General features: G+C 63.3%; 28 protein-coding genes. 12 read left to right on the forward strand and 16 right to left on the reverse strand.

The window, feature by feature from the left end:
* Positions 1-54: 54 nt before the first annotated feature.
* Positions 55-474 (reverse strand): DUF3054 domain-containing protein, encoded by a 420-nt coding sequence (locus tag BSG09_RS06875; RefSeq protein WP_092931491.1) that lies wholly within the window; start codon positions 472-474, stop codon positions 55-57.
* A 349-nt stretch (positions 475-823) separates the two neighbouring features.
* Here BSG09_RS06875 and BSG09_RS06880 point away from each other — a divergent pair, with 349 nt between their 5' ends.
* On the forward strand, positions 824-1,513 hold the full coding sequence (locus tag BSG09_RS06880; protein ID WP_092931493.1) for a J domain-containing protein: 690 nt from the start codon (positions 824-826) through the stop codon (positions 1,511-1,513).
* Here the strand turns inward: BSG09_RS06880 and BSG09_RS06885 are convergent, their stop codons facing one another.
* The 11 genes from BSG09_RS06885 to BSG09_RS06935 all read right to left on the reverse strand — a co-directional run bounded on the left by BSG09_RS06885 (position 1,514) and on the right by BSG09_RS06935 (position 10,175).
* Entirely contained in the window at positions 1,514-2,116 is a 603-nt protein-coding gene (locus BSG09_RS06885) for a toll/interleukin-1 receptor domain-containing protein (RefSeq protein WP_092931495.1), read from the reverse strand.
* Between the two features lie 58 nt (positions 2,117-2,174).
* Positions 2,175-2,609 (reverse strand): hypothetical protein, encoded by a 435-nt coding sequence (locus BSG09_RS06890; RefSeq protein WP_092931497.1) that lies wholly within the window; start codon positions 2,607-2,609, stop codon positions 2,175-2,177.
* 71 nt (positions 2,610-2,680) lie between these two features.
* A complete protein-coding gene (tpiA, locus tag BSG09_RS06895; RefSeq protein ID WP_092931499.1) occupies positions 2,681-3,325 on the reverse strand; it encodes a triose-phosphate isomerase in 645 nt (214 codons plus the stop codon).
* A gap of 79 nt (positions 3,326-3,404) precedes the next feature.
* Positions 3,405-3,947, reverse strand: coding sequence for a multiprotein bridging factor aMBF1 (locus tag BSG09_RS06900; protein ID WP_092931501.1), 543 nt, complete (start codon positions 3,945-3,947; stop codon positions 3,405-3,407).
* Positions 3,948-4,033: 86 nt separating this feature from the next.
* Positions 4,034-4,648: a CDP-alcohol phosphatidyltransferase family protein gene (locus BSG09_RS06905; RefSeq protein ID WP_092931503.1), complete on the reverse strand. Its 615-nt coding sequence runs from the start codon at positions 4,646-4,648 to the stop codon at positions 4,034-4,036.
* On the reverse strand, positions 4,645-5,199 hold the full coding sequence (locus BSG09_RS06910) for an adenylate kinase family protein (protein WP_092931505.1): 555 nt from the start codon (positions 5,197-5,199) through the stop codon (positions 4,645-4,647). Before BSG09_RS06910 ends, BSG09_RS06905 begins: the two co-directional genes overlap by 4 nt.
* Positions 5,196-6,329: a histidinol-phosphate transaminase gene (gene hisC, locus BSG09_RS06915; RefSeq protein WP_092931507.1), complete on the reverse strand. Its 1,134-nt coding sequence runs from the start codon at positions 6,327-6,329 to the stop codon at positions 5,196-5,198. Before hisC ends, BSG09_RS06910 begins: the two co-directional genes overlap by 4 nt.
* 98 nt (positions 6,330-6,427) lie before the next feature.
* Positions 6,428-8,191, reverse strand: coding sequence for an ATP-dependent DNA ligase LigA (gene ligA, locus BSG09_RS06920; protein ID WP_092931509.1), 1,764 nt, complete (start codon positions 8,189-8,191; stop codon positions 6,428-6,430).
* A gap of 108 nt (positions 8,192-8,299) precedes the next feature.
* Positions 8,300-8,656 carry a HalOD1 output domain-containing protein gene (locus BSG09_RS06925; protein ID WP_092931511.1) on the reverse strand — a complete coding sequence of 119 codons (357 nt, stop codon included), beginning with the start codon at positions 8,654-8,656 and terminating at the stop codon, positions 8,300-8,302.
* Between the two features lie 59 nt (positions 8,657-8,715).
* On the reverse strand, positions 8,716-9,375 hold the full coding sequence (locus BSG09_RS06930) for a helix-turn-helix domain-containing protein (protein WP_092931512.1): 660 nt from the start codon (positions 9,373-9,375) through the stop codon (positions 8,716-8,718).
* Positions 9,376-9,545: 170 nt separating this feature from the next.
* On the reverse strand, positions 9,546-10,175 hold the full coding sequence (locus BSG09_RS06935) for a class I SAM-dependent methyltransferase (RefSeq protein WP_092931514.1): 630 nt from the start codon (positions 10,173-10,175) through the stop codon (positions 9,546-9,548).
* Positions 10,176-10,273: 98 nt separating this feature from the next.
* On the opposite strand from BSG09_RS06935, the gene BSG09_RS06940 reads away from it, so the two are divergent.
* From BSG09_RS06940 to BSG09_RS06950, 3 genes are all read left to right on the forward strand, one after another.
* The gene (locus tag BSG09_RS06940) at positions 10,274-11,281 is read left to right on the forward strand and encodes a pyridoxal phosphate-dependent aminotransferase (protein WP_092931516.1); all 1,008 of its coding nucleotides are present in this window, start codon (positions 10,274-10,276) and stop codon (positions 11,279-11,281) included.
* 122 nt (positions 11,282-11,403) lie between these two features.
* A complete protein-coding gene (locus tag BSG09_RS06945) occupies positions 11,404-12,564 on the forward strand; it encodes a methionine adenosyltransferase (RefSeq protein ID WP_092931518.1) in 1,161 nt (386 codons plus the stop codon).
* A gap of 33 nt (positions 12,565-12,597) precedes the next feature.
* Positions 12,598-13,254 (forward strand): proteasome subunit beta, encoded by a 657-nt coding sequence (locus BSG09_RS06950; RefSeq protein WP_092931520.1) that lies wholly within the window; start codon positions 12,598-12,600, stop codon positions 13,252-13,254.
* An 87-nt stretch (positions 13,255-13,341) separates the two neighbouring features.
* On the opposite strand, the gene BSG09_RS06955 is transcribed toward BSG09_RS06950, so the two are convergent.
* The gene (locus BSG09_RS06955; protein ID WP_092931522.1) at positions 13,342-13,653 is read right to left on the reverse strand and encodes an MTH1187 family thiamine-binding protein; all 312 of its coding nucleotides are present in this window, start codon (positions 13,651-13,653) and stop codon (positions 13,342-13,344) included.
* 153 nt (positions 13,654-13,806) lie between these two features.
* Between BSG09_RS06955 and BSG09_RS06960 the strand changes: the two genes are divergently transcribed.
* Together BSG09_RS06960 and BSG09_RS06965 are read left to right on the forward strand one after the other, a co-directional pair.
* On the forward strand, positions 13,807-14,538 hold the full coding sequence (locus BSG09_RS06960) for a ZIP family metal transporter (RefSeq protein ID WP_092931524.1): 732 nt from the start codon (positions 13,807-13,809) through the stop codon (positions 14,536-14,538).
* An 85-nt stretch (positions 14,539-14,623) separates the two neighbouring features.
* On the forward strand, positions 14,624-16,177 hold the full coding sequence (locus BSG09_RS06965; protein ID WP_092931526.1) for a hypothetical protein: 1,554 nt from the start codon (positions 14,624-14,626) through the stop codon (positions 16,175-16,177).
* A 710-nt stretch (positions 16,178-16,887) separates the two neighbouring features.
* On the opposite strand, the gene BSG09_RS20720 is transcribed toward BSG09_RS06965, so the two are convergent.
* Positions 16,888-17,055, reverse strand: a complete 168-nt coding sequence (locus BSG09_RS20720; RefSeq protein ID WP_175542158.1) for a hypothetical protein — start codon at positions 17,053-17,055, stop codon at positions 16,888-16,890.
* A gap of 188 nt (positions 17,056-17,243) precedes the next feature.
* Complete coding sequence (locus tag BSG09_RS06970) at positions 17,244-18,644, reverse strand: FAD-binding oxidoreductase (protein ID WP_092931751.1); 1,401 nt, start codon at positions 18,642-18,644, stop codon at positions 17,244-17,246.
* Positions 18,645-18,904: 260 nt separating this feature from the next.
* Between BSG09_RS06970 and BSG09_RS06975 the strand changes: the two genes are divergently transcribed.
* From BSG09_RS06975 to BSG09_RS07000, 6 genes are all read left to right on the forward strand, one after another.
* Entirely contained in the window at positions 18,905-20,338 is a 1,434-nt protein-coding gene (locus tag BSG09_RS06975; RefSeq protein WP_092931528.1) for an FAD-binding oxidoreductase, read from the forward strand.
* Positions 20,339-20,507: 169 nt separating this feature from the next.
* Positions 20,508-21,500, forward strand: a complete 993-nt coding sequence (gene cofD / locus BSG09_RS06980; protein WP_092931530.1) for a 2-phospho-L-lactate transferase — start codon at positions 20,508-20,510, stop codon at positions 21,498-21,500.
* A gap of 1 nt (position 21,501) precedes the next feature.
* Positions 21,502-22,263 (forward strand): tRNA-dihydrouridine synthase, encoded by a 762-nt coding sequence (locus tag BSG09_RS06985; RefSeq protein WP_092931532.1) that lies wholly within the window; start codon positions 21,502-21,504, stop codon positions 22,261-22,263.
* An 87-nt stretch (positions 22,264-22,350) separates the two neighbouring features.
* Complete coding sequence (locus BSG09_RS06990; protein WP_092931534.1) at positions 22,351-23,526, forward strand: outer membrane protein assembly factor BamB family protein; 1,176 nt, start codon at positions 22,351-22,353, stop codon at positions 23,524-23,526.
* A gap of 257 nt (positions 23,527-23,783) precedes the next feature.
* Complete coding sequence (locus BSG09_RS06995; protein WP_092931536.1) at positions 23,784-25,016, forward strand: HD domain-containing protein; 1,233 nt, start codon at positions 23,784-23,786, stop codon at positions 25,014-25,016.
* 51 nt (positions 25,017-25,067) lie between these two features.
* Positions 25,068-26,087 (forward strand): amidohydrolase family protein, encoded by a 1,020-nt coding sequence (locus BSG09_RS07000; RefSeq protein ID WP_092931538.1) that lies wholly within the window; start codon positions 25,068-25,070, stop codon positions 26,085-26,087.
* Between the two features lie 4 nt (positions 26,088-26,091).
* Here the strand turns inward: BSG09_RS07000 and BSG09_RS07005 are convergent, their stop codons facing one another.
* Positions 26,092-26,592: a gamma carbonic anhydrase family protein gene (locus tag BSG09_RS07005; protein WP_092931540.1), complete on the reverse strand. Its 501-nt coding sequence runs from the start codon at positions 26,590-26,592 to the stop codon at positions 26,092-26,094.
* Positions 26,593-26,600: the final 8 nt, after the last annotated feature.

Raw genomic sequence — 26,600 nt, forward strand, 5'->3', positions numbered from 1 at the left:
GTAGAGGGTTCGATGAGCGGCCGTGAAATGGCGGCTGCTCGAGGCCTGTACGACTTACCGCGTTCGTGATATGAACAGGGCGTAGCCGAGCCGCCAGCCGAGCAAGGCGACGAGAACGGTCCCCGTGATGACGATCGGGAACGGCCAGGTCGTCCCGCCTTCGAACAGCGGCGACCCACGGATCATGAGCCCGACGTTCGCTGCCGCGATCCATGCGACGGCCGTCAGCCGGGTGTCGTCGATCCCGCCGGGACGCGTGTACACGCCTGCGAGGGCTGCAACAGCGAGCCACCCGATCACGAACGGGACGGCCGTCGTGAGCGATGCAAGCGGTTCGGCGATCGGGTTCCCTCCATGTTCGACGTTTCCGAGGAGGACTAGCCCGGTGATGATAACGAGATCGCCAACGCCAGCGATGACTCGTTTCCGGTCGAGTGTGTTCTCTCGAGACCCGGTCTGAACTGCCGTATCCATACGAAAGCGTCCGCACTGTGGCCCTATTGGTGTCCCGGTTCGGAGCGACGAAAAGCGACCTGACAGGAGTGGTGGGCCTCGGCGAACACCGGTCGCCGAGTGCCGTCCACCGGACAGCGCGTCTTCGTGCGAGGGAACCCTCGCACGGTCGGGTAGTCGACAGGGGACTACTTTGTTAGCAACGCCGTTCAGCTGTGGCTGTCGCGCTGTCCAGCGCGGCCACGCAGTAATAGCGTATTACGAGAGCCGAAACCGCGGTCGAACCACGACCGACTACCGTCACGATGTGACCAGTTTCGAGACTCTCTGCAGAAGAACTAATATCGACCGCCGCCGAATCGCCGTCGTGATGGCTGTGGTCGGCGATGAACGAGTCGACTGTGACGGCTGTGGTCGAACAGTTTCGCTCGAGGAACTGACAACAGTGACGATGCCGGACGACCAACAGGTCGTCTGCTGTCCTGACTGTACGCCTCACGCCAGAGCAGCCGCACGGAAGGGCCGCTCGCTCGCTCAGCGTCGAGACGCGTGCGACGGCTGTACCGGGACCTTCCTCGTGGCCGAACTCGAGGACGTGAGACTCGACGATGGAACCGTCCTCACCTGTTGTCCGTCATGTGCGGCCGAAGCACCGACGACACCCGATGACGACACGGCATCACCCGACGCTGACGGTCTAGCCGATGCCGAGACGGTGACCGATTCGAAGCCAGCCGACGAGCCCCAGTACCGCTGTACGCAGTGTCACGAACAGGTCTCCGAGGAGCCGTTTTGCGTGACGACGATCGACGATCGCACCGAGCGACTGTGTCCCGACTGCAAGGCCAACGCCGAAGATCGGGGTATCGTCGCGGCCGTCGAGATGCGAAAGACCAGAGCGCGAGAGATACTCGGGGTGGAGCCGGACGTGACCGACGACGAACTCCGAGACGTGTATCACGAACAGGTCAAACGCGCCCATCCCGATCGCAAAAGCGGTAGTAAATCGGCATTTCAGCTCGTCATAGATGCGTACGAGCGTCTTCGGGACGACGAGTGACTATTCCTTGCGACCCCTGAAACCGATCGTCGCTGGATCGAAGCAGTACGTCGAACCGCAGGCTTCACATGACGCTGTCAGATGCTTGCCGTGTGTGTAGCGTTGCCAGAGTTTGGCCTGTCTCTCCTCGAGTGCGAGTGTGACTGGATGTCCACAGTCCGGGACCGTACATGGGAACCGAATGTACCAGTTCGGGACCGACAGCGCACCAAGCGGTGCGAGTTCGCTTCGCAGCCGGGAGAGCAGGTTAAAGATCGTCACCGTGAGGTTCGACCGATCGAGCGTCACGCTCTCGACGTCACTGACATAGCCACGATGGCTTACTCCCTCCTCACACAGCGGGACCACGGGAATCCCTTTGGCGACCGCGTACCCGATCTCCTGATCGATCCACGTGGTCTCGGCCATGTCCTCGGTCAGTACCGCAACGACGACATCGCTGTTGGCGACCCGACCCTCGAGTCGCGTCCGAGCGTGGACGGATTCGAGTTCCTCGAGCGCGATGTGCACGCCAATGGGGAAGTTCTTGACCGTCGAGAACAGGTCTTGGACGAGCGTGAGATCGCCTGGCGCGTGAGAGACGTATACCTGTTCGCCGGTCATGGAGTTGCCTACGATACGCAGACGTGCGAACCGTTATGAATCTACGTCAGACATTTCGTTACCTACTGTCGTTTTCTGCACGGTGATTTTTAATAGTACCCAGCACGCGTTGTGAAAACTCGAGTTGGGAGAGGCCTGAACCCAGTTGCTCGAACCACTCGCGTTCGACGTACCACCAGCCGCGGATGTCTCCGTCGGTCGTCAGCGAGGTCACCTCCAGCCGACCCGGCGTCCACGAGCGTTCATCGCCGATCGTCAGCAGCGTCCGCAACACCGCGCCGACCTCGTTGCGTGTGATCCCTGACGCCTCGGTGACCACCTCGTAGGCGAGTTCGATGCCGGCACCGTCTTCGGCAGGCGGCTCAGCCTCGTCTTTCCACGCGAACGACGTCAGGTAGATGCCGTGGCCCATCAGGCGATTCTCAAGCGTTACGGCGATTGGACGCTCCTCGGTTGCCGAATCACGCTCGGTGGTGGCCCTGTCGTCGGTCATACGTGTCGTTCGACGGGCACAGAGAAAAGTCGGTCGGCGGTGCGTGTGTCGGCTCTCGCTCGTGACGCGACTTACAACGGCGCGACGAGATCCTCGAGCGCCGCCTCTGGATCGTCAGCTTTCGCGACGCCGCTTGCCAGCAGGACGCCTTCGGATCCGAGGTCGCCCGCTGCGACGACATCGTCACCCGTACTGATACCGGCCCCACAGAGGACTGAGACGTCGGCGTCGACGCTTGCCGCGGCGTCGACGGCGTCCTCGACGATATCGGGATCGGCCTGACTGACCGGCGTTCCGGTGCCGATGAGTTCCGGGGGCTCGACGGCGACGGCATCCGGTCCGAGCGCCGCGGCTGCGCCGATCTGGGCCGGATTGTTCGCACAGACGACCGTCTCGAGGCCGGCTCGTTCGGCTGCCTGGACGGCACCGTCGATGTCGGCCAGTTTCAGCCGTTGCTCGGAGTGGTTGATCAGGGTGCCGACCGCCCCCGCATCGGCGACGTGCTCGGCGAGGGTGTGGCCGGTGTTGCTCCCGTGGTCGATCGGATCGACGTGCTGGGCCCACGTCTCCGCGCCCGTCTCGGCGACACGCTCGATGTGGGCTGCCGGCGGTGCAACGGTGAGTCTGGCGTCGGTGGTTTCGTTGACATCGCGGACGGCTTCTGCGACTGCGACTGGATCACACGGATAGGTCTTCAGGTTGACTAAGACGAACATATCGGCAACCGCACTCGCACGGAAGAAATAGCTTGCGAGTCGGCGACGCGGACGCTGCGGACACGCCCCGCGTCACACGTCAGTCTTTGCGCTTGACGACGTCGCCGAGGGTGTAACTACCCGTCGACGAGCCACCGGACCACTCCGAATCCTCGCCGGAACTCCCCTGTGCGCTCAGGTTGATCTCGAGGAAGTTCTCGAGTTTGGACTGGACGCGGTCGCTCGGGAGGGTGTCACCGCGTTCGATCTTGCGGATGAGGCTTGCTTTCTCGTTGAGTTCGTTTGCCAGCTCGGACTGGCTCAGCCCCTTGCTCTCGCGAGCGTTGCGGACACGATCGTCGTAATCGGTCGCAAGCTCTTCCATGTCGTCGAACATGTCCGAGCGACGCTGCGTCGAGCCACCGGAACTCGACGTACTCGTACTCGTCGTCGACTGGCTCCCTCCGCTCGATGCGGACGAACTCGAGTCGGTCGAGTACTTGGTCGACGTGCTCGAACTCGAGGGCTGTTTGACTTCAGTGCCGAAGTCCGTGCAGTTCGAACACACGTCTAGCTTCGCACCCTCGACCTTGATCGTCTTCGGGGACGACGTCTCGGCCCCACACATCTCGCACTGAACCATACGCAATTCTATATCGCGCCGAGGGATAAAGGACACGGCGTCGTTTCAGACGACGGAAGACCCGGGCAACGGCCGAAAACGCACGCTCACTCGAGGGCAGCCCAGGAGTAGTAAAACCGCTGGAGTGCGGTCAGGTGGCCGACGACAGCGAGGAAGACCAACAGCAGGCCGACGAGGGAAAACTCACCGACGACTGGTCCCGAGATCGGATAGGCCAGCAGGCCGACGACACCGATGATCGCAAGCCGGTCTGCACGACCGACGAGCCCGCCATACACCCGATCGAGGCCGACAGCCTGAGCCTGCGTGCCGAGATAGGAGGTCATGACCACGCCGGTCACGGCGGCAAAGCCGAGCAGGTAGTTCTCCAGTCCCGCAGCCAGCCCGGCGATGACGACGATGTCCGCATAGCGGTCGAGGACGTGATCCAGCAGGTCGCCACCGGCCGAGGCGACGTCTTGCTCGCGCGCGAGCGCGCCGTCGACGATGTCGAGCCAGCCGTTCAGAAAGACGAGCCCCGCCGCGACGGCGTACCAGACGGGGTCCTCTAGGCCGCCGAGTGCGAACGCACCGGCTGCCAGCACCGCCATCCCAAACGCGAGCACGCTCACGCCGTTGGGAGTCATCCCGACGCGGTCGAACCCCTTTACGAACGGATCGAGGGCACCCGAGACGTACGGACGGAACTTGTCGAGTGTCATGTCAGATACTCCATGAAGTCGACCTCGCCGGCGCTGGGCTCGCGCTCGCCTGTGGCGACCGCAGCGAGTTCGTCCGCGACTGCCTCGGGGTCGCGGTCGGTCGTATCGATCTCGTAGACCGACTCGAGACCGTGTTCTTCGACGGCCTCCGAGAGGATTACGTCAAGCGCCTCGCTTTCGGCGTTTTCAGCCGCCTTCGCGTCGGTCTCGCCGCGTTCACGTAACCGCTCTTCGAGCGTCTCTGGGTGACAGCGCAACACGACGACTCGATCCGCGTCGAAGTGATGTGCGAGATGGGATTCGATCACGACGTCGTCGCGACCCTCGAGCCAGTCGCTCAGTGCCTCGAGATCGGCGATCTTGCTTTCGCGATCCGCGTCGAATTCGGTGTAGAGTGCCTCGTCCTCGAGCACTTGATTGAGATGGATCACCTCGAGGTCGGGCGTCTGTTCGTCGTCACCTTCGGTGCCCGAATCGGCCAGTCGCGACTCGAGTAACTCTGTCGCGGTCGTCTTGCCGGTGCCCGGCGTGCCAGTGACGGCGATTCTCACGGATCGGCCACCTCCGCGTCCGGGTCGTCGGCCGCGTCGATGTCGGCGAGCACGTCGTTAAGCGTGTCGACCGCGCGCTCGGTCTCGTCTTCGGTGCCACAGGTGATACGGATACAGCCGGGGAGGCCGAAACTCGAGCAGTCCCGGACGATGACGCCGCGTTCTTGCATCTCGGTGGCGACGGCCGAGGCATCGCCGACATCGACGAGGACGAAGTTGCCCTCGCTTTCCCAGACGTGGGCATCGATGGTATCCTGCATGTATGCGCGAGATTCACGGGTCGTCTCGACGGTGCGGACGACGTGTTCCTCGTCCTCGATGGCGGCGAGACCGGCCCGACAGGCAAGTTCGCTCGCCGCGAAGGGCGTGTTCACCCGCGTATAGGCGTCGGCCCACTCGTCGGGGACGACGGCGTAGCCGAGTCGGATGCCGGCCAGCCCGTACGCTTTCGAGAACGTCCGCAGGACCGCCACGTCGTCACGTGCGTCAAAGTCATCCCAGCCTTCGATCAGGGCGGTCGCACTCTCCCGGTCGGCGAACTCACCGTAGGCTTCGTCGACGACGATCAGCGTCTCTTCGTCGGTTTCGTCGGCGAGGCGTTCGATTTCCGCGAGCGGCATCGTCGAGCCGGTTGGGTTGTGCGGACTCGTCAGCCAGATTACGCGCTCGCCGTCGTAGGCCTCGAGGACGACGTCGGCATCCTGTCGGAAGTCGTCGGCCCGCGAGAGTTCGTACTCGCGGACGTCGCCGTGGTGGAACCGGGAACTCATCCCGTAGTAAGCGAAGCCGGGTCTGGGGACGAGGATATCGTCGCCAGGCTCGAGGGTCGCTCGGTGGAGATAATCGATCGCGCCGTCGCCGCCGTTGGCCAGCCAGACTTGCTCGTCGGCGACGTTCCAGCGGCTTGCGATGGCGGTCGTGAGATCGGCGTGGGCGGCTTTGGGGTAGGAACTCACGTTCGAGGCCGTCTCCCGGATGGCCACGGTGGCGGCCGGCGAGGGTCCGTGTGGGTTCTCGTTCGAGGCGAGTTTGATGAACTCCGAGGGATCGCGCCCGAGTTCGCGGGCGACCTCCTCGATGCCTCGACCCGCCTCGTATGCGACGTGATCGGACAGGTCGCGCGGTTGCATACGCGAATCCTGTTTCCCGTGGCTCTTAAGGATGCTCACATGTGATCAATCGCGTCTGGCTGACTGTCCGTCGTGATGGTGCGTGAGGGGCCGAGGGGCTACTCGGACGGCGAACCTTGTAACCGCTCGACGCGCTCGAGCGTGTCCGCATCGGCCGGGTCCTTGTCGGAGCGAACGCCCAGAAACCGCGGAAACCGTAGCGCATAGCCCGACGAATACGTCGGCGAGGTCTGGATCTCCTCGTAGCCGACCTCGAAGACGACCGCGGGCTCGATATCGACGTCCTGCCCGTCTTCGGCCGCGATGTGGCGCTCGAGCAACGCTGTCAGCTCTGCGAGTTTGTCGTCCGTAATGCCGGTCGCGACCTTGCCGACTGTCTCGAGACCGTCGTCTGCCTGCACGGACAGTTCGAACGTTCCGAGGAAGGTCGCGCGCCGCCCCTCACCCCACTCGGCACCGGTCACGACACAGTCCAACGTCTCCACGTCCGGTTTGTGCTTGCGCCAGTGTTTGCCGCGACGGCCCGGCGAGTACGCCGAGTCGGGATCTTTGAGCATGATGCCCTCGTGGCCCGCCTCGAGAGCGTCGGCGTCGATCGCCTCGATCTCGTCGGGATCGTCGGTCTGCCAGAGCAGGGAGAGTCCCTCGATATCCGCGTCGGTGGCGATGCTGTCACCGTCGGCGTGGTCCTCGGCATCGGTGCTATCCAACACCGATCGAAGTCTGTCGTGGCGGGTCATCAGCGGCTCCGCGAGCAAGTCCTCGCCGTCCGCGTGCAGACAATCGAAAAAAACGGGCCGCACCGTGACGTCCTCGCGGGCCTTCGCGACGTCGTGTTTGCGCCGGAACCGCTTGAGAACCTCCTGAAACGGCAGCGGAGCGCCATCGTCGTCGATCGCGACGACCTCGCCGTCGAGGATCACGGGGCCCTCGAGCGTGTCTTCGGCGAACTCGACGACCTCGGGCAGGGCGTCGGTGACGTCTTCCATGTTTCGCGAGAAGACGTGCGTTTCCGCCGGCTTGGAACTGCCGGGCTCGTGGTGCAATTGAATCCGCGCGCCGTCGTACTTCCACTCGACGGCGGCCTCGTCCCACTCCTCGAGCGCGTCGGTGACAGTGCCCGCCTGTGCGAGCATCGCCTGGACGGGTCGACCGACCTCGAGGTCCATCGCGTCCAGCCCTTCGCGTCCCTCGTCGCGGGCGATCCGAGCAACCTGCCCGTAGTCGTTCGACACCTGCAACGCGCGTTCGACTCGCTCCTCGGGGACGTCGAACGCCGCCGCGATCGCATCACGGACGGTCCCCTCGCCGACGCCGATGCGCATCTCCGAGAGAACAATGCGAGCGAGATACCGAGCCTCTTCGCTCGAGCAGCGATTGAACAGCCCAAAGAGCAGGTCGACCTTGCGGTCTTGGCTTCCCGAGCCCTCGGCGTGGGCCAGTTCCTCGAGCGTCTCGTAGACCTCGCGAACGGTGAGGTCGTCGTCATCGCCGTCGCCACCGCCGGTGAACGCACTCAGACCCTGCTGGCCGCCGAAGTCGTAACTCGCCGCCACATCGCCGATCTCGCCGATGTCAGCGAGTCGCTCCTCGACGTCGTCAGCGCCGACGTTCGTCCCCGCCGCGCGGGCGATCGCCTCGTAACACGCGCTCGGCCCGATATCCAGCGTCGTCGAATCCCAGGCCGGAAACACCCGGCCCTGGGCAAAGCGGGCGACGAGCTCCAGGGTCTGTGGTTCCGCCCTCTCGTCAGTGTCGTCGCCGGCGTCGGCGAGCAGGTCCCGAACGTGGGCAACGATCTCGAGGTCGGCGGCTTCGTCGTCGATCGTCCCGGCGCGGTCGGCGAACGTGGCGAACTCCATCGGCGGTGTCTCTTACCGGGAGCAGTAAAACGGTTCTGAGACGGGGTCGAAAGGCAGTGGCGATAGAACGGCGCGGTCTGCAGTGGACGGGCCGAAGCGAGTGTGAATTCAGTGGAGATCGGACGCAGACGACGAATTGGAGACGGTGACCTCTCCTGTGGCAGTCACAGTCACGTCGTAGCCGTCATGGGTGAACGTTACCGACCCGGTTCGTGTGTCACCGCTGTACGTCGGGCTGAACAGGGCATTGAGCGCGTCGGGATCGATCGTCTCGAAAAGCGGCGTGAGAACGCCGACGGTTTCCATGGGAGCACTCGCGTCCGACTCGGTTGTCACACCCTCGGCTTCCCGTAATGCCGCGATGACAGCGTCGCTCAGAGACTCATCGTCGGCCGCGGTGTAGGTGAGCGGTTCCCGACGGACATCGGCGTCTGCGTGCGTAGATCGGTTTTGTCTCGTGGCCATCAGTATACCAGTATGAACTGCTATTGATTAGTGACTACCCGGGTTTAGTGATCAACGGTTTAACTGTCCCTGTCGTTTGCGATCGTGCTCCGGACGAGCGCCTTCTGGCCGCGCCGAATGAGCGCCGAGAGCGCTTGGCTCGAGATTTCGAACTCCTCAGCCAACTCTTCGGCCGAGGTCTCACGCGGCACCTCGAAGTAACCCTGTTCCAGCGCGCGATATAACACGTCACGCTGGCGAGCGGTGAGCCCGTATTTGGCCGACGCTTCTGCATCGTTTTGATAGAGGCGACGGAGCGCAAACGAGAGGTCGGCCTCGTCACATCGGTCACGATAGCTCGAGAGCGCCTCGCGGCTCGGGATCTGCGCGCGGTACTCCATCGTCGTCCCCATCGCTTTGATCTCGAGAAACGTGATCCCGAGTTCGATCGCATCGATATACGTCAGGCCACGTTCGCCCGCTGACGATAAGGTGATCCGAAAGAGCCGTCGCCCGGAGAGTTCCGCGAGCGTCTCGAAGCTCGTGATCGTCGGATCGTCTGGAAGCTTTCGGAAGAATCGATCGAGTTCGCCTTCCTCCCCCCGTGCCCAGAGGGTGAGCCGCGAGTCGTCTTCCAGCGCCGGCTGCTCGTCTTCGACTTCGACGGTGATCTCGGGGACCGCTTCCCTGGTCTCATACAGGATCGGATTCGAGAGCGTATACTCCGCAATGAAGCTCATTTGGATCGCCCATCGGGAGTTCCAACGATTCGTTCAGTACCCTCGGCTGGACACGGTGGCGGGCCATCGGCCGTTATGAGTCTCGCCTCGGCAGTGTGATCTCGAGTACACATCCCGTCCGGCGTGTAGGATCGCAGAGAAAACATAACTTTTTGTTACGCTGGCGATAGCTATCTGGTCGCTTTGATCCCGACGAACGAGCCGTCGCCGTACCCCTCCTCGATCGGTTCAGTGCCGTCGACCTCGTCGAGCCAGTGATAGATCGTCTGAACGAACTCGAAGTCGGTAAAACCAGCTGCCTCGAGTGCGTCGACGAGTTCATCCGTCGAGACGAACGTCGCGTCGCGATAGAACGGATTCTGCTCTTTTTTCTCCTGATATTGCCGGCCGACGGGACTGTCCTTGTCGATGTAGCCGATCACGAGACTGCCCGACGGCGTGAGGATGCGGTCGGCTTCCGTGAGCGTTTGCGGGATGTCGTCGACAAAACAGATCGTCGTCACGATCAACGCGGTGTCGAAGCTTCCGTTCCGAACGGGGAGTGCTTCGGCGACCCCTCTAACCACGTCGATACCCCGTGTTTGGGCGCGCTCGAGCATCGCCGCGGCCGGATCGATGCCGACGTCGAGCTCGAGGGGAGCCGCAAAGCGCGCGCTGCCGACGCCGATTTCGACCCCGCGCCCGGTCGCCGGGACGAGTCGCTCGAGTGCCTCGAGCTCGGATTGGTAGGCGTCCTCGTGTGCCTCGAACCAGTCTTCGTAGCGGTCGGTGTGTGTCTCGAACGGGGCTGTTTTTGGCATGCCTGCACGTAGGCTGCGTGGTACTACGAATATTGGGGACGACAGGGCTGCTATGAACCCATGAAAGATTTGTGTTGACATGGCTCGTATGGCTCGACATGACTGACTCGTCAACGGCAGAGAAGGGTGGCGCTGCGGCCGATGGCGTCAGACTGCTCCTCTGTGAGAACCCACTGCCACCGATCGATGAAGCGATCGCTGCTGCCACGAACGAGGTCCCACACAGTAATCACTATACAGAGCCCTATTCCAACCCGTTGCGCGAGGTCCTTGCCGACCGGCTCGGCGTTCGACCCGCACAGATTCACGTCAATGCAGGCTCCGAACTAATCCTCCGTCAGTTGTTCGATCGTTTCGGCCAACACGTCCACCTCCTGACGCCGACCTACCCGCTGTTTACGGAAATCGCCGAGCAGTATACCGAAACGCGGCTGCAGCCGGAGACCGACTTTCAGTTCGATCTCCGACAGCTAGACATCCCCGACGAAACGACGCTCGCGGTCATCGTCAATCCGAACAACCCGAACGGAGATGGCTTCGACATGCGTCCGCTTCCGGACCTCCTCGAGACCAATCCGGAGACGCGGTTCTTGGTCGACGAGGCGTTCGTCGATTTCGTCGACGAATCGGTCGCCCATCTCGTCCCCGAGTACGACAACCTCTTCGTGACCCAGACGTTGTCGAAAGCACACAGCCTCGCTGGCTTTCGCATCGGCTACGCGATTCTCCCCGAACCCATCGCCGACGAGCTGAACGCGAACAACGACGCCTATCCGCTCACGCGGCCGAGTCAAGCCGCCGCGATCGCAACCATAGAGCACGAATCGAAGATCCGCGCACGGATCGACCGACTCCAGTCGTGGACGACACAGTTGGCCGACGACCTCGAGTCACTGGGAGTGACGACGTTCCCGAGCGAGACGTACTTCTTCCTCGCGGATTTTAGCCCACACGACGCACACGACATCGCAGCACAGTTACGAGAGCGAAACATCGTCGTCAAACCACTCGAGAACGATCGGCTCGGCCCCGGTTACATGCGGGTCACGACGTCTCGACCCGAAGACAACGAGCGGGTCGTCAGCGCGCTCGCGGAGATCCTATAGACATCTCGAAAGCGTCGAGACTGCCCTCGCTGTCGCTTTGCTGGCGATCACATACCAGTCCCCCTGATGGTTCAGGTATCGTCGACAACGTATAGGTTGTTACAGCGGTTTTCTCTCTGTCTATGGACGTCTCCGCGGTTTCCGTTTCCCACCTCGATCGCGATCCCGTCGCGGCACGACCGACGGAGTTCGTCGAACGGAAGGGACTGGGCCATCCGGATTCGATCTGTGATGGGATCGCCGAGGCGGTTTCACGACGCCTCTCGCAGTACTATCTCGAGGAGTTCGGACACATCCTGCATCATAACACCGACAGCGTGCAACTCGTCGCCGGGACGACGGAGCCAGCGTTCGGCGGCGGCGAGATCGTCGACCCGATCTACGTGCTCATCAGCGGCCGGGCGACCACGACCGTCGATGGCCAGGACGTTCCGGTCGACGACCTCGCAATCGACGCCGCTCGAGACTACGTCGACACGACTTTCGACGAGCTCCCTGCCGATGCGGTCGAGTTCGACCCGCGGATCGGTGAGACATCCGCCGATTTGAAAGCGCTGTTCGACGAGCAGAGAGCCACGCGAGCGAACGACACCAGTATCGGCGTCGGCTACGCGCCGCTATCCAACACGGAGCGCATGGTTCGAGGGCTCGAGCCAGCGATTCGCGAGGAGATTCCGGCGGTCGGTGAGGACGTCAAGGTACTGGGCTGGCGCACGGACGACGAACTCAGGTTGACCGTCGCCGCGGCCGTCGTCTCTCGGCACGTCGCGACTCTCGAGGAGTACGTCGATGTCGTCGCGCAAGTCGAGAACCTGACCACCCGCTATGCGAGCGATCGCACGGAGCGCGACGTCCACGTCGACGTCAACGCCGCAGACGACATCGATACCGAGACGGTCTACCTCACCGAAACCGGCCTCTCCGCTGAGATGGGTGACGACGGGAACGTCGGGCGTGGCAACCGTGTCAACGGCCTCATTACGCCCCACCGATCGATGAGCCTCGAGGCAACGGCCGGCAAGAACCCGGTCAGCCACGTCGGCAAGCTCTACAACATCGTCGCGACGAACGCTGCAGAACGGATCAATCAGGAACTCGACGCCGAGTACACCGGGATAAAACTCCTCTCGCAGATCGGCGCGCCGGTGGCGGAACCCCAGGCTATCGGCGTGGAGACGACGGCGCGCGACGACGACGAACTCCGGCGGCTCGTGGCCGCCGAACTCGAGGGGATCGACTCGCTCGCTCGTGACATCGTGGCCGGCGACGTGCAACTGTTTTAGCGCTGGTCGACGTCGGGTCCGTGAGGTATCACAGTGACAGCACGCCGACTGCGAACCAGTCGATCGCGGGACAAGGGGCCACTGACCGACGGTGGGTCCGGAGTAGCCGGGACGCTCGTCGGACTCGCGACGCGAGATGGCGTTCTTCTCGCGGCCGACACGCGGACGAGCCAGGGTACTGTCGTCCGCAGCGAGCGCGTTCAGAAGCTCGCGCAGGTTCACCCAACTGCCGCGATTGGATCGACCGACCACCTCGGTGCCGCACAGTCGTTCGTCCGAACGATCCGGCTCGAGGCCGACCGCTACGAGACCGACCGTGGCGAGCCGATGACGCTGCCGGAACTGAGTACGGTCGCGGCCGGAACACTCCGGTCGGAGTCCGAAGCGGGGACGTTCGTCCTCGGCGGCGTCGACGCCGAGGGGGCACACGTCTTCTGCCTGCACCCGGACGGCGGCGTCCTCGAAGACGAATTCGTCGCAGTCGGTAGCGGCCAAGAGGTCGCCACGGGCGTCCTCGAAGCCGAGGCCACGGACTCACTGCCGATGGCCGAGGCGCGACGGGTCGCCGGCCGCGCTCTCGCGAGCAGTGCCGAGCGCGACGCGCTGACCGGTGTCGGCGTTCGCATCGCCGAGATCACGGCCGCTGGCGTCGAGACGGCCGACTACGAGTCGGCCGACGAACTCCTGTAAGGGCACCATACGGACCACTGTCAGTCAGTTCCGGCACACCCGCATGACGGTTGCGCGTGCGCCGGTACCCAGTGACAGCAGACCGTATCAGTCGCGTCGCTTGGCGTCCCGGCCGAGCTGTCGTTCGACGGCGTCGACCTTGTCGCTGGCTCGTTGCTCGACCGTTCGTTTGTCGTCGACTTTCAGCGTCGTGATCACTCGCGCTTCGTCGACGGCCGCGTGTGCTGCTGCTGCGGCGTCGAACAGTTCGCTCGCGTCGTCGGCTTCGACGACCGTTCCCATCGGATTGGTCTCGTATGCGACGTCGAAATCCTCGAGCGCGTCGATTGCCTTCGCGACCGCTTCGGACAGACTGCCCTCCCGAACGGGCGTGACGTTGAGCTCGCCGATCGCTGTCATGTCTCACAGTACGTTGTCGGCGAATATAATGGCGCAACTCCCTCGAACGAGGGTTCTTTTCCGGCCTGCCCTCGACACCCCACCATTCCTATATATCCGTCCGGCGTTGTCACCCCTACCCACGATGAACGTTCAGGGTATGGGAGGTCGGCCATGGTAGCGGTCTCGGCGGAGTTCTACTGGATCGCGGGGTTCGCCATTGTCGCGGCGCTCGTCAACAGCGCGGGGATCGTCGCTATCTTCCGCTATCGGGAGTGGGCGGAACGATACCTCACCTATTTCATGTGTTTTGCCGCGGGGGTTCTCCTTTCGACGCCGCTGTTGCTCGCGCTACCGAACGCGATCGCGAACAACTCGAACGCGGGATTCAGTGCTTTAGGCGGGTTTCTGTTCATGTTTTTCTCGAACAAACTGATCACGTATCGCACCCAGCAGGAGAGTCTCGCGTTCGGGGTGACGGCGGCGGAGGGCATCGGGATCCACTCGCTGGTCGACGGCGTCGTGTACACCGTCACGTTTAGCGTGTCCCTCCTGACCGGGATCCTGGCAGGCACCGGGTTAGTGGTCCACGAGTTCGCCGAGGGCGTTATCACGTATCTCGTCTTGCTGAAAGGCAACGTGACGGAACGAACGGCGGCGGTGTACGCGTTCTTCATCGCCGCGCTGACGACGCCGATCGGCGCGTTCGTCGCGTATCCGCTGGTCACCAGACTGGGCCAGCGCCACCTGGGACTGCTGCTCGGTTTCGTCTCGGGCGTGTTGCTCTACGTCTCCGCATCTCACCTGCTCCCCGAAGCGAGCGCACACGAGCAGAAACATTCGACCGTCGCCCTCATGGCTGGCGTCGGACTGGCACTGTTCATCGTGTTCTCGCGGACGGTGTAGGAGGGCTCGAAACCCGTGTCGGTCCCGAATCAGTCGTCATCTCGAGAAACGTGCTTTCAAGTCAGTCGGGCGCACACTCGGAGCTATGCCAGAGGAGGAACTCGCCGCACGGGTCGCGGACGTGCTGGCAGTCGACGCTGCTGACTTCCGCCAGCAGGCCGAGGCGGATACCGAGGTGATCAAAGACGCCGTCGAGGAGGGTGTCTTCGATAACCCACAGGCGATCGTCGGCCTCGAGTACGAATTCTATGCGATCAAGGCTGATGACTGCACGTTGCGACGGGTTCCACGCCGGCTGCTCGAGCTGATCGGCTTCGAGAAGGAACTCGGCTTGCACAACGCGGAGATGACGACCAGCCCACAGCCGCTGAACGCGCCCGGGCTGGCGGCTCAGGAGTCGGAAGTCAAAGCGCGCCTGCAGACGGCACTCGATGTAACCCAGTCCGAGCGGATGCGGCTGGTCAGCGACGGGCTCTGGACGATTCCGCCCGAAGGCGAGTCGGCGGGCACGTACCTCACCGACAGCGTCGAGCGCACGGCAGCCACGCCGGAGGGAGACGACCGCTCGATCCGCATCGCGACGAACATGAGTGACTCCGCCCGCTATCACGCGATGGCTAACACCGCTCAGTCCGACTCTGCGGGGATGCGCATCGAAGCACCACACGTCTCGTTACAGGCCGAGACCGTCATGCCCGAAAGTCTCATCACGTCGATCCAGCCCCACTATCAGGTTCCACACGCGCCCGACCTCCCCGAATACTTCAACTACGCGCTCCGGGTGGCGGGGCCGCTGCTCGCACTCGGCGTCAACTCGCCGTTTTTCCCTGCCGATCTGTACGACGAGGACGCGACCGGCGACGAAATCCTTCAGGACGGCTGGATGGAACACCGCATCAGCGTCTTCGAGACGATGCTCAATGATCCTACGACGGGCGAAGGGAAGGTCCGGTTCCCCCACGATCTCGAGACTGTCGACGAGGCGATCGACCGGATTGCCGACGACGATACGATCGTGCCGATGCCGGTCGAACCCGGCGAGCGCTTCGACGACCAGTTCCCCCACTTCCGGCGCAAACACGGCACCTACTGGCGGTGGGTCCGTCCCGTCTTCGGCGGCCCGACGCGCTCGGCAGCCAACGCCCGCATCGAGTTCCGGCCGATCCCCGCCCAGCCGACGGTCCGCGACTCGGTGGCCTTCCTCGCCGCGTTCGCCGGCCTGATGGAGAGTCTCACCCGACTCGAGCACCCCGTTCACGAACTCGACTGGCAGCTCGCTCGCGAGAACTTCTACGGGGCGATGACCGACGGTCTCGAGGCCGAGCTGACGTGGATTACCAACGACGGCCGGGAAGTCACCGACGGCCTCGAACTCTACGAGGACCTGCTTGCTCACGCCGAAGATGGGCTGGTCAACCGCGGGCTGAGCGAGGAAGACGCCGCCAAGTACCTCTACCCGCTTCGGCGGCGGGTCCGACAGCAGGTGACGCCCGCAAGCTGGAAGCGCGAACAGGTGCGGGCGGCCCTCGAGGACGGTGCCGACTTCGCCGATGCGCTCGAACGGATGCAACAGCGCTACGTCAGCCGGCAGTCGGAGACGCTGCTCGAGGGGAGTTTCGCTGACTGGATCGGCGACTGACGGATCGAACGCGGTGTGGCGAGGAAAAAGAGCGTATTCACGGTCGATAGTACGGTTTCTCTATTTCGAATCGATTTCGAAACGAAAGTGCCCGATTTGGTAACTACAGATGTGGATCTCACGCTAGCATTTCTATCAAATATTGGGTGTGTTTGTAGAATCGTGTGGAATACACAGTGCAAGTTGGTTATGAGCAGATCTATTCAGAAAGTCTACAAATGGACAGATAGTAGATCGAGTCATGTATCCGTCGGTTCCCGGCATGGGTGTACTGGTACCTCCAATAGCGCTTAGCGTAGGTGCTCTCGCAGGACTACTCGTATATCGTACTGCGAAACGTCAGCACATCTTAGTACCACGTCTGTGGGCCGGACTAATTGGGATTGCATTCTTCCTTGCCCCGATTATCCTCACTCCTGTACTGCTTCCGGTCTATTACTCACTATTCGTCCCCTCTGGTCCCAGTCTTGTTGTTAAACCGCTACACGCACTTGCAACAGTTATCGGAGGCGGTTCGCTGGTCGGATTGGGGGTTCTCCTCATTTTCTTCGGCTATACGAACCGTTACCAGCGGCGGGAACACGCGCCGTGAAAATGGGACGCACACGTTCTGGAGTGACCGATGTAAGGCGCGTATGCAGCATGGGGTGATGGTCAGTCAACAAGGGATAGTGACCGGCCAGTACAGCGAACATACCTTTCAGTTTTAGCTACTTATTTTGCTTCGACAGACGAGATTGAAGAAGTCCAAGAACGCCGATCAGCGTTCCGCTAAACAACGCTCCGACGCCAATAGCCGAAACGATTCCTGTGCTGTTGAGAGCAAGAAACCCACCGGAGAGCAAAAGAAGCAATCCGAAATAATACAGTTCATTCATTAATAGATTACATTTCAATATATGTATTAATCTTGTGTTGGTCAGTTCGCCTGTTAAGCTGTATCCTCCCTATTCTCAACATCCGGTTCTTGGCTAGAATGTGGAGGATCAGCGCCAACCGTGTTACATCGTTCTCCTGTACTTACTGTTTTTCAACAACCATTCTAAAGAAGGAAAAGGGCGAATATCTACCGTTGTTCGGGTTCGACGTTCTGGTTCATCCGGAACAGGTTGTCCGGGTCGTATTTCGTCTTGAGCGCGACCAGTCGGTCGTAGTTGTCGCCGTAGCCGCGAGCTTCCTCGCCTGCATCCTCGCTGATGAAGTTCACGTAGGCCCCACCGGACGTGTACGGAGCCATCGCGTCGAAGAACTCTCGAGCCCAGGGGATACAGTCGTCGTCCATCGCGGGGTCTTCCCAGCGCGTGTGGACGTTCATCACGTATTCGGCATCGCGGTGTGGATAGGCCGTCGCGTCCGACGGCACGCGTGCCATCTTGCCGCCGAGCTGCGCGAAGAAAATCTCGGACTGTGGCGACGGGAGGTTGGCTGCATACTCGACCGCGGTGTCGATGGCGTCGTCGGAGAGCGCACGGAAGTTGTGTGATTTCCAGTAGTTGCGCGCACCTTCGGTGAGCAGCGGATCGAACGCCTGCTGGAACGCCGCGTACTGGTGTGGGCCGACGGCGTCGGCGATAGGGTCGCCGTACTCCCGGATCGGGGCCAGGACGTCCTCACCGTCTTCCATGTCGCCGGCGTAGAACGTGACGACGATGACGACGTCGTCGCCGTGAACGTCCTCTGGGAGGAACGGAAGCGGCGGTGCCTGTCGGAGCACGATCCAGACGGCGGCCTCCTCCGGTGCCTCCTCGTTGAAATCCCGGACGTGTCGGAGCACGTCCGGCGCGTCCGCGCCCGCGTAGACGACTGGTCCCGAGAGCACTTCGGGGCCGACCTCGTGGAGATCGAACTCGAACGACGTGACGACGCCGAAGTTACCACCGCCGCCGCGGAGTCCCCAGAACAGATCCGCGTTCTCCGTCTCGCTCGCGTGCCGAAGCGTGCCGTCCGCGGTAACGATATCGACACCCCGCAGGTTGTCCACCGTCATGCCGTACGTTCGGGTGAGCCAGCCGAAGCCGCCGCCGAGCGTGAGCCCCGCGACGCCGGTCGTCGAGTTGATGCCAAGCGGGGTCGCCAGCCCGAACGCCTGCGTCTCGAGGTCGACGTCGGCCAGGGTCGCGCCCGGTTCGACGCGAGCCGTTTTCGTCTCCGGGTCGACGCGAACCGATCGCATCGCCGAGAGATCGAGCATCAGCCCGTCGTCACAAACCGCGTTCCCCGCGATGTTGTGGCCGCCGCCACACACCGCGAGACGCAGGTCGTGTTCGCGGGCAGCGTCCACCGCCGCAATCACGTCTGAAACGCCCATCGCCCGAACGATGAGCGCCGGCTGCCTATCGATCATCCCGTTCCAGATCGCTCGCGTCTCGTCGTAGTTCGGATCCTCTGGACGGACCACCTCGCCGTGTAGTCCCTCGCCGAATCCGTCTAGTTCGCCGCTATCCGCGGGTATAGTTGCCACTGTGATCCCCCTCACTCGTCGTACACCTCGCTCGAGCATATAGATTCCATAATTAATAATTAGGATAAGTCGGGCAACAGGAGAGACCGACGAACTGGTGTGTCTGGCCGTCGCTCGAGGGATCGCTTTTCCTCTCCAAACAATCGGATTCTCGACTGGTAACTGCGCTAAAACGGATTGTCACACATGAGCAAACATATCTCCCCGATAGACCATCGTATTAGATAGACTACTGTTTTATCGCTGTCGCAGGGGTGCCATGACATATGGGAACAAGACATCGAACTGCAGGTACCGACGCGCTCGAGGACCTCTCGAGCGACGCCGTCCGGTCCTTCACCGACGGGTTCCACGGAGAGGTCCTGCGTCCGTCCGACGACGAATACGACGAAGCTCGCGAGGTCTGGAACGGGATGATCGACAAGTATCCGGCGCTCGTCGCGCGCTGTGTGGACGTCGACGATGTCGTCGCAGCCGTCGACTTCGCCAGCGAACACGACCTCCCCCTCGCGGTCCGGGGCGGCGGCCACAACGCGGCCGGGACGGCGGTCTGCGATGGCGGGCTCGTGATCGACCTGACGGAACTGAACGGCGTCCGGGTCGACCCCGAGGCGAAGACCGTCCGCGTCGACGGCGGGGCGACGCTGGGTGATGTTGACCTCGAGACGCAACGCTTCGGCCTCGCGACGGCACTCGGTGTCGTGTCGGAGACCGGTGTCGCCGGATTGACGCTCAACGGCGGCTATGGACACCTGAGCCGCAAGTACGGGCTGGCACTTGACAATCTGCTCAGCGTCGACGTCGTGACGGCCGATGGCGAACTGCGCCACGCCAGCGCCGACGAGAACGAGGACCTGTTCTGGGCGGTCCGCGGTGGCGGCGGCAACCTCGGCGTCGTCACGTCGCTCGAGTACACACTCCACGAGGTCGGCCCCAACGTGTACGCACTCTTCGTCTGGTTCCACGGCGACGACACCGCCGTCGCTATGGACGCCTTCCGCGAGTGGACCGAGACCGCACCGCGGGACGCGAGCGTCCTCGCGTTTACTGCCCACGTCCCCGACATCGCGGAGTTCCCCGAGGAGTCGTGGGGCGAGCCGGCGATCGCGTTCCTCGGCTCGTACCTGGGAGACCCCGACGACGCCGAGGACATCTTCGGTTCGTTCCGGGAGCGTGCGACGCCGATCACCGATCTGAGCGGCCAGATGCCTTACGTCGACTTGCAGTCGATGCTCGACGAGGACTATCCCGATGGGCTGCGCTACTACTGGAAGTCGATCTTCCTCGAGGAACTCACTGACGACGTGATCGACCTCATGACGCGATACAACGAGTCCGCACCGTCGGCGCTCTCGACGGTCGACGTCTGGCACCTCGGCGACGCGGTCGCTGACGTTCCCCAGGACGCGACCGCGTTCTGGCACCGCGACAAGCCGTACATGCTCAACTTCGAGGCGAACTGGGAGGACGCCGACGACGATGACGCGAACGTGGTGTGGGTACGCGATGGTTTTGCCGAGGCACAAAAGCTCTCGATCGCTTCTGGCCGCTACGGTAACTTCCCGGGGCTGAACGAAGACCCCGCAAAGCTGCTCTACGGCGGGAACTACGACCGACTGGTTGACATCAAGACGAAATACGATCCCGACAACCTGTTCCAGTCGAACACGAACGTCCCACCGCGTCCGACTGGTGCCTGATGGTACGGCTTGCAACCCACTATAGTGATAGTCGCCACTGCAAGTCAGTGCACACCTGATCGCACGAGGGCTGTGTGATCAGTGTGTAAACCGTTTCAGTGGCTACTACAGCACCGCCTGTCTCACACAGCCGAAAGCGATTAAGTAACGTCGCTCGAGAGGTGTGCGTATGGTAACTTTCCTCTCCGGGGGCACCGGAACGCCGAAGCTCTTAGACGGTGCCGCTGTCGCATTCTCGCCGGAGGAGACGACGGTCGTCGCCAACACGGGCGACGACATCGAACTCGGTGGACTGTTCGTCTCGCCGGATGTCGACACGCTGTTGTTCCAGGGTGGCGGCGTCCTCGACCGCGAGACGTGGTGGGGGATCGAGGACGATACGCACCGAACTAACGCGGCGCTGGCCGACATCGCGTCGGCTGCAGGACTGCCCGAGGGGCCGCAATACCTTCCAGAGGAGAAACAGACCGCGGGCCGGCGACTCGCGAACTGGCGGCGCTTCGCTGGCATCGCGGAGTTCATGACGATCGGCGACCGCGACCGGGCCGTCCACATCACGCGCACGAGCCTCCTCGATGAGGGCCACACGCTAAGTGAGGCGACCCAGCGGCTGGCAGACGCGTTCGGCGTGACGATCGACCTGCTCCCGATGAGCGACGATCCCGTCGCCAGTCTCGTCCATACCGACGAAGGAATGATGCACTTCCAGGAGTACTGGGTCGCCAACCGCGGCGAGCCAGCCGTCGAAACCGTCGAGTTCCGCGGCTCCTCGGCAGCCGAGCCCGCACCGGGGGTCCTCGAGGCGCTCTCAGACACCGTCGTCATCGGCCCGTCGAACCCAGTCACCAGCATCGGGCCGATGCTCGCGCTGCCAGGCGTGGCACAGGCGCTCGCGGAGACGACGGTCGTCGCCATCTCACCGTTTCTCGGCGACGACGCCTTCTCCGGGCCCGCGGGCGATCTCATGGCCGCGGTCGATGCGGAGCCGAGCACCGAGGGGCTGGCCACCGTGTACCCGTTCGTCGACGCCTTCGTGATCGACGAGGACGACGACGCCGCGTTCGACCGGCCGACAGTCCGGACGGACATCCGGATCGACGACGGCGAGGACGCCGCACGCGTGACTCGAGCCGTCGACGACGCGATCGAACGTGTACGCTAACATGACCGACGCTGTCTCTTTCAGCCCGCCGCTCGCGCTCGCCAGCCTCAGCGGCGAGGCCGACGCCGACTGGGCGCAGGCTGGCGCTAACTACGCCGGCGCTGCGTTCCTCGGCGGCATCGCGCTGGATGAAGATTCGAGAGCTGCCGCGCGCGACCTCGTCGCTCGTGACCGATCCGAGTTCCTCCCCGACGATCCGCTCGCCTTCATCGACCGCCAGCTCGAGGCCCTGTCGGACGTCCCAATTCAGCCGGCGTTCAACGTTCGGAGTGCGACCATCGAGCCGGTCGCCGACGCGGCCCGTGTCTGTCGCGATCGAGACGCCTATCTCGAGATCAACGCCCACTGCCGACAGGACGAACTCTGCGCCGTCGGCTGTGGCGAGACGCTCCTGAAAGATAGCGACCGCCTCGCGGAGTACGTCACTCGAGCAGCCGAGACCGGCGCGATTGTCGGGGTGAAGGTCCGCGCCGAAGTTCCCGGGATCGACCTGCCGACGCTGGCTCGCGACCTCGAGCGGGCAGGAGCCGACTTCGTCCACATCGACGCGATGGACACCGAATCGGTCATCGCGGACGTGGTCGACACAACGGACCTGTTCGTGATCGCCAACAACGGCGTCCGCGACGACGCGACCGTCCGCGAGTACGTCGACTACGGCGCTGATGCGGTCAGTGTCGGCCGTCCCAGTGACAAGCCGGCCGCCCTCGAGCGCATCCGAGCGGCTGTCGACCGTCAGTTCGGGCTCGAGCAGGTTCGCTAGAGGAGATTGAAGCACGGGTTCGCTGTTCTTGCGTTCACGATCGTTCTCACCAGAAAATATATTGTATCCTCCCTGAACAGATAGCGTATGCCGCCCTCCAATAGGCACCCCTCACTGGCACGCCGAACGGTTCTCGCCGCCTGCGGGACTACCATGCTTGCCGGCTGCTCGGATGTCTTGGAAACAGGCATGTCGAAGCCGCCTATCGAATGCGAACCGACAACCGCTGCGTGGCCGATGTACGGCTACGATACCGCTCGCACGAGTCATGTGGCTTCTCGTGACCTACCGTCGGCTGACGCTGAGGTGGGTCGATTCTCCCAGACCGGTGCTCGGACAGGTGGCGGTGGGAGTGTCGAAGCGCCACCAGTCGTCACTGATGGCGTTGCCTACGTCGCAGGGGACGTTCGGATCGAAGCCCGCGACATCGAGACCGGGAAGCGTCTGTGGGCAACCGACCTCGAGGATGGCGTCAATACAAGTCCGGCGGTAGCCTGCGGGGCCGTCTACGTGAGCATGTTCAACGAAACACTCGCGCTCGATCCAGAAACCGGGGATGTGCTCTGGCGAGCGGACGGCGGGGCACACAGCGGTGTTTCTACGTCGCCGATTGTGGGTGACGATACGATCTTCGTCGCGGTGGGCGGGGTCGCCGCCCTTGACGCCGAAACGGGCGACGAACGCTGGCATGCGCAGACGGAGCATAGTGCGCAGGGAGTTGCTGTGGCCGACCGCGTCTATGTCGGCGCGGGGAGCAACGGCAGCGGTGAGGTGGCTGCGTTTACCCGCAACGGCAATGACTGGTGGCGCACGACCGAACCCGGGGAAGTGTATACCGCTCCGGCAGTCGCCGACGAGACTGTCTTTGCCGTCTCGAAGACGGGAACCTTGACGGCGCTCGCTGCCGCTGATGGGAGCGTCGAGTGGCAGGCAAGCGTCGAATCTGGCGTCACCGAGCCGCCGGCGGTCGACGGTGAGCGCGTCGTCGTTTCGGCGGGCAAAACGCAGACGATGGCCTTCGACGCAACGACTGGCGACCGCCTCTGGACGTTCGAGACGGGCGTTAGTCAGGGAGCGCCGGTCATCGTCGGCGACCATGTGCTCGCCACAGGAGCGAATACGGGCATCTACGTGCTCGATGCTGCGACAGGTGACCGCGTTCGCTACTGGTCCGCTGAGAACGTGGGCTCTCAGCCGGTGGTCGCCGCCGGTCGGGTATTCTATCGGGGGTGGAACGTCTCGGATATCTTCGTCGTCGAGTAATCAGTGACTGCCGGTGATCACGACGCACCACGCGGTCTCCCGTCCGCTCTTCGCTGCGAATCTCGACGGTATCGCCGATCTCGACGTGGTCGTGAACGAGCGCTTTGATCCGCGTCTCGTCGGCGTCTGGAGGAACCGTCAAGTCGCTCGTGGCTGTCGGAACGGACCGTGGCGACAGGGACACTCGTGGGCCGGTATTCACAACCGGGACCCAGTTCGGACGACTGTTTTTGTACGAACCAGCCAAAAGGAGAGTCATGAAGGTCATCAAGGATAGCGTCCACGACCACATTCAGGTCGACGGCGTCGCCCGCGACCTGCTTGACACCCCCGAGATACAGCGGCTTCGGAACATCAGGCAGCTCGGGACCGTCTCGCTGGTCTATCCCTCGGCCAACCACACCCGCTTCGAACACAGCCTCGGTGTCTACCATCTCGCCTGCGAAGCGCTCGAGCATCTCGCTATCGAGGGACGACAAGCCGAACGGGTCCGCGCCGCAGCCCTGCTTCACGACGTGGGCCACGGCCCCTTTAGCCACAACCTCGAGTCGCTCACTCACCGCCGGACGGGCCGGTATCACGACGATGTCCACGGCCTGCTCACAGACGGGACGGTTGGCGAAGTGTTACGCGAGCACGATCTCGATCCCGACCGGGTCGCCGATCTGGTTGCCGGGGAGGGACGCTTCGGACAGGTGGTCTCGGGCGAACTCGACGTCGATCGGATGGATTATTTGGTGCGCGACGCCCACCACACCGGCGTCCCGTACGGGACGATCGACCACGGCCGGCTTGTCCGAGAGCTGACCTTCGTCGACGGCGAACTCGTCCTCGACGAGGGGAACGTCCAGACGGCCGAGAGCCTGCTGGTCGCCCGCGCGTTGATGAATCCGACGGTCTACAACCACAGCGTCGCCCGGATCAGCAAGGCGATGCTCCGACGGGCCGCTGAGGGCCTGCTTGACGCTCCTGACACTGACGTCGACGCCGCGACTCTCCAGCGGATGGACGATCACGACCTGATCGTGGCCCTGCGTTCGTGTGAGCGGACGGCGACGCTCTCGAGGCGACTGGATCGACGCGACCTGTTCAAGCGGGCGGTCTGGGCCGAAATCGACGACGTTCCGGGCGGGATCATCGAGTCAGATCACGAGACGATCCGCGATCTCGAGCGCGAAATCAGCGATCGAGCAGAGGTTGACCCTGCCAACGTCATCCTCGACGTACCGAGTCGGCCCTCGATGACGGAGTCGACGACGCGCGTAATGGTCAACGGCGAGATCCGCCGGCTGGGCCAGCAGTCGCCGCTTGTCGCGGCGCTCCGGGCTGGCCAGTATTCCCAGTGGCGACTCGGCGTCTACTCGCCGCCGGACCTTCGGGAGCGGGTGGGGCGAGCCGCTGTTGACGTGCTCGGACTGGACATCGACGGCGCGCTGGTCAGCGAGGTCCGGGATGGGCTGGACGCGACGCTGGATCAGTTCGTCGACTGAGCACGGTTTCAGGGTCGAACCGTTGAAGACGCTGACGGCGAACTGACGCGTATGGAACGAACGGGAACGATTCTCCGCGGCCGCGAGTTCGACCCTATCGAGGGACGGGTTGTCATCGGCGACGACGGCCGCATCGAGGCTATCGAGGAAACGTCGGTCGAGAGCGACGACATCATCCTCCCGGCCTTCGTCAACGCCCACACCCACATCGGCGATTCGATCGCCAAGGAGGCCGGTGGCGGCCGCTCGCTCGAGGAACTGGTCGCCCCGCCGGACGGACTGAAACATCGGCTGCTCCGGGCGGCCTCCCGCGACGAACTGGTGAGCGCGATGGCACGATCGCTGTCGTTCATGCAGCAGGCTGGAACGGCCGCCTGTCTCGACTTTCGTGAGGGCGACGTCGAGGGCGTTCGGATGCTCGTAGACGCCGCCGAGGGCCTCGAGATCGACGCACTGTCGTTCGCCCGTGGCTCCGTCGACGCGATGCATGCCGGCGACGGCTTCGGTGCCAGCGGGACGAACGACGCGAATTTCGACCAGGAACGGCGGGCGACCCGCGAGGCAGACAAACCCTTCGGCATCCATGCCGGCGAGGTCGACGCAAGCGACATCAACCCCGCGCTGGACCTCGAGCCGGACTTTCTGGTCCACATGGTCCATCCCGAACCGCTGCATCTCGATCGGCTCGCCGACAGCGAGATTCCGGTCGTCGTCTGTCCCCGCTCGAATCTCGTCACCGACGTCGGCCTATCGCCCTACGACGAACTGAACGAGCGCACGACGCTCGCCCTCGGGACGGACAACGTGATGCTCAACTCGCCGTCGATGTTCCGCGAGATGGAGTTCCTCGCAAAGCTCTCGGAGCTGCCGGCTGACGAAATCCTCCGGATGGCGACCATTAACGGGGCTGAAATCGCCGACCTCGAGTACGGACTTGTAGAGTCCGGTCGGGAAGCTCGGCTGCTGGTGCTTGACGGCGACTCGGACAATCTCGCCGGCGCGCGCGACCCAGTGCGAGCCGTCGTTCGGCGCGCCGGTGTCGACGACGTTCGAGAGGTCGTCTTCGGCTAGTTCGTCAGTCGAGTCGTTCGGATGTCTCCGCGTGTTCGCTCGCGAGTTCGACGTACCGGTCGGCTGTCGCCTCGAGCTGCGGGTCGTCGATCTCGGCTTTCGGTTCGGCTGGCGTTCCGGCGACGAGCGTCGACGGCGGGATCTCGGTGCCCTCCGTGACGACGCTGCCGGCGGCGACGACGGCTCCTTCGCCGACGTGGGCCCCGTCGAGGACGACGGCGTTCATGCCGACCAGTGCACGTTCGGCGACGGTCGCGTCATGGACGATGGCGCTGTGGCCGACCGTCGAGTAGGGTTTTAGTTCGGCCTCCTCGTGAAGAACGGCGTTGTCCTGAACGTTTGCACCCTCGCCGACGACGATCCGGCCGTGATCGCCGCGGAGCGTGGTGTTCGGCCAGACGCTCGCATCGTCCTCGATGACAACGTCGCCGATAACGACGGCGGCCTCGTCGACGTACGCGGAGTCGGCGACCTGCGGTTCGGTCCCGTTGAACGAACGGAGCATGTGAGGTC

Source organism: Natrinema hispanicum (assembly GCF_900111485.1).
Lineage (GTDB): Archaea > Halobacteriota > Halobacteria > Halobacteriales > Natrialbaceae > Natrinema > Natrinema hispanicum_A.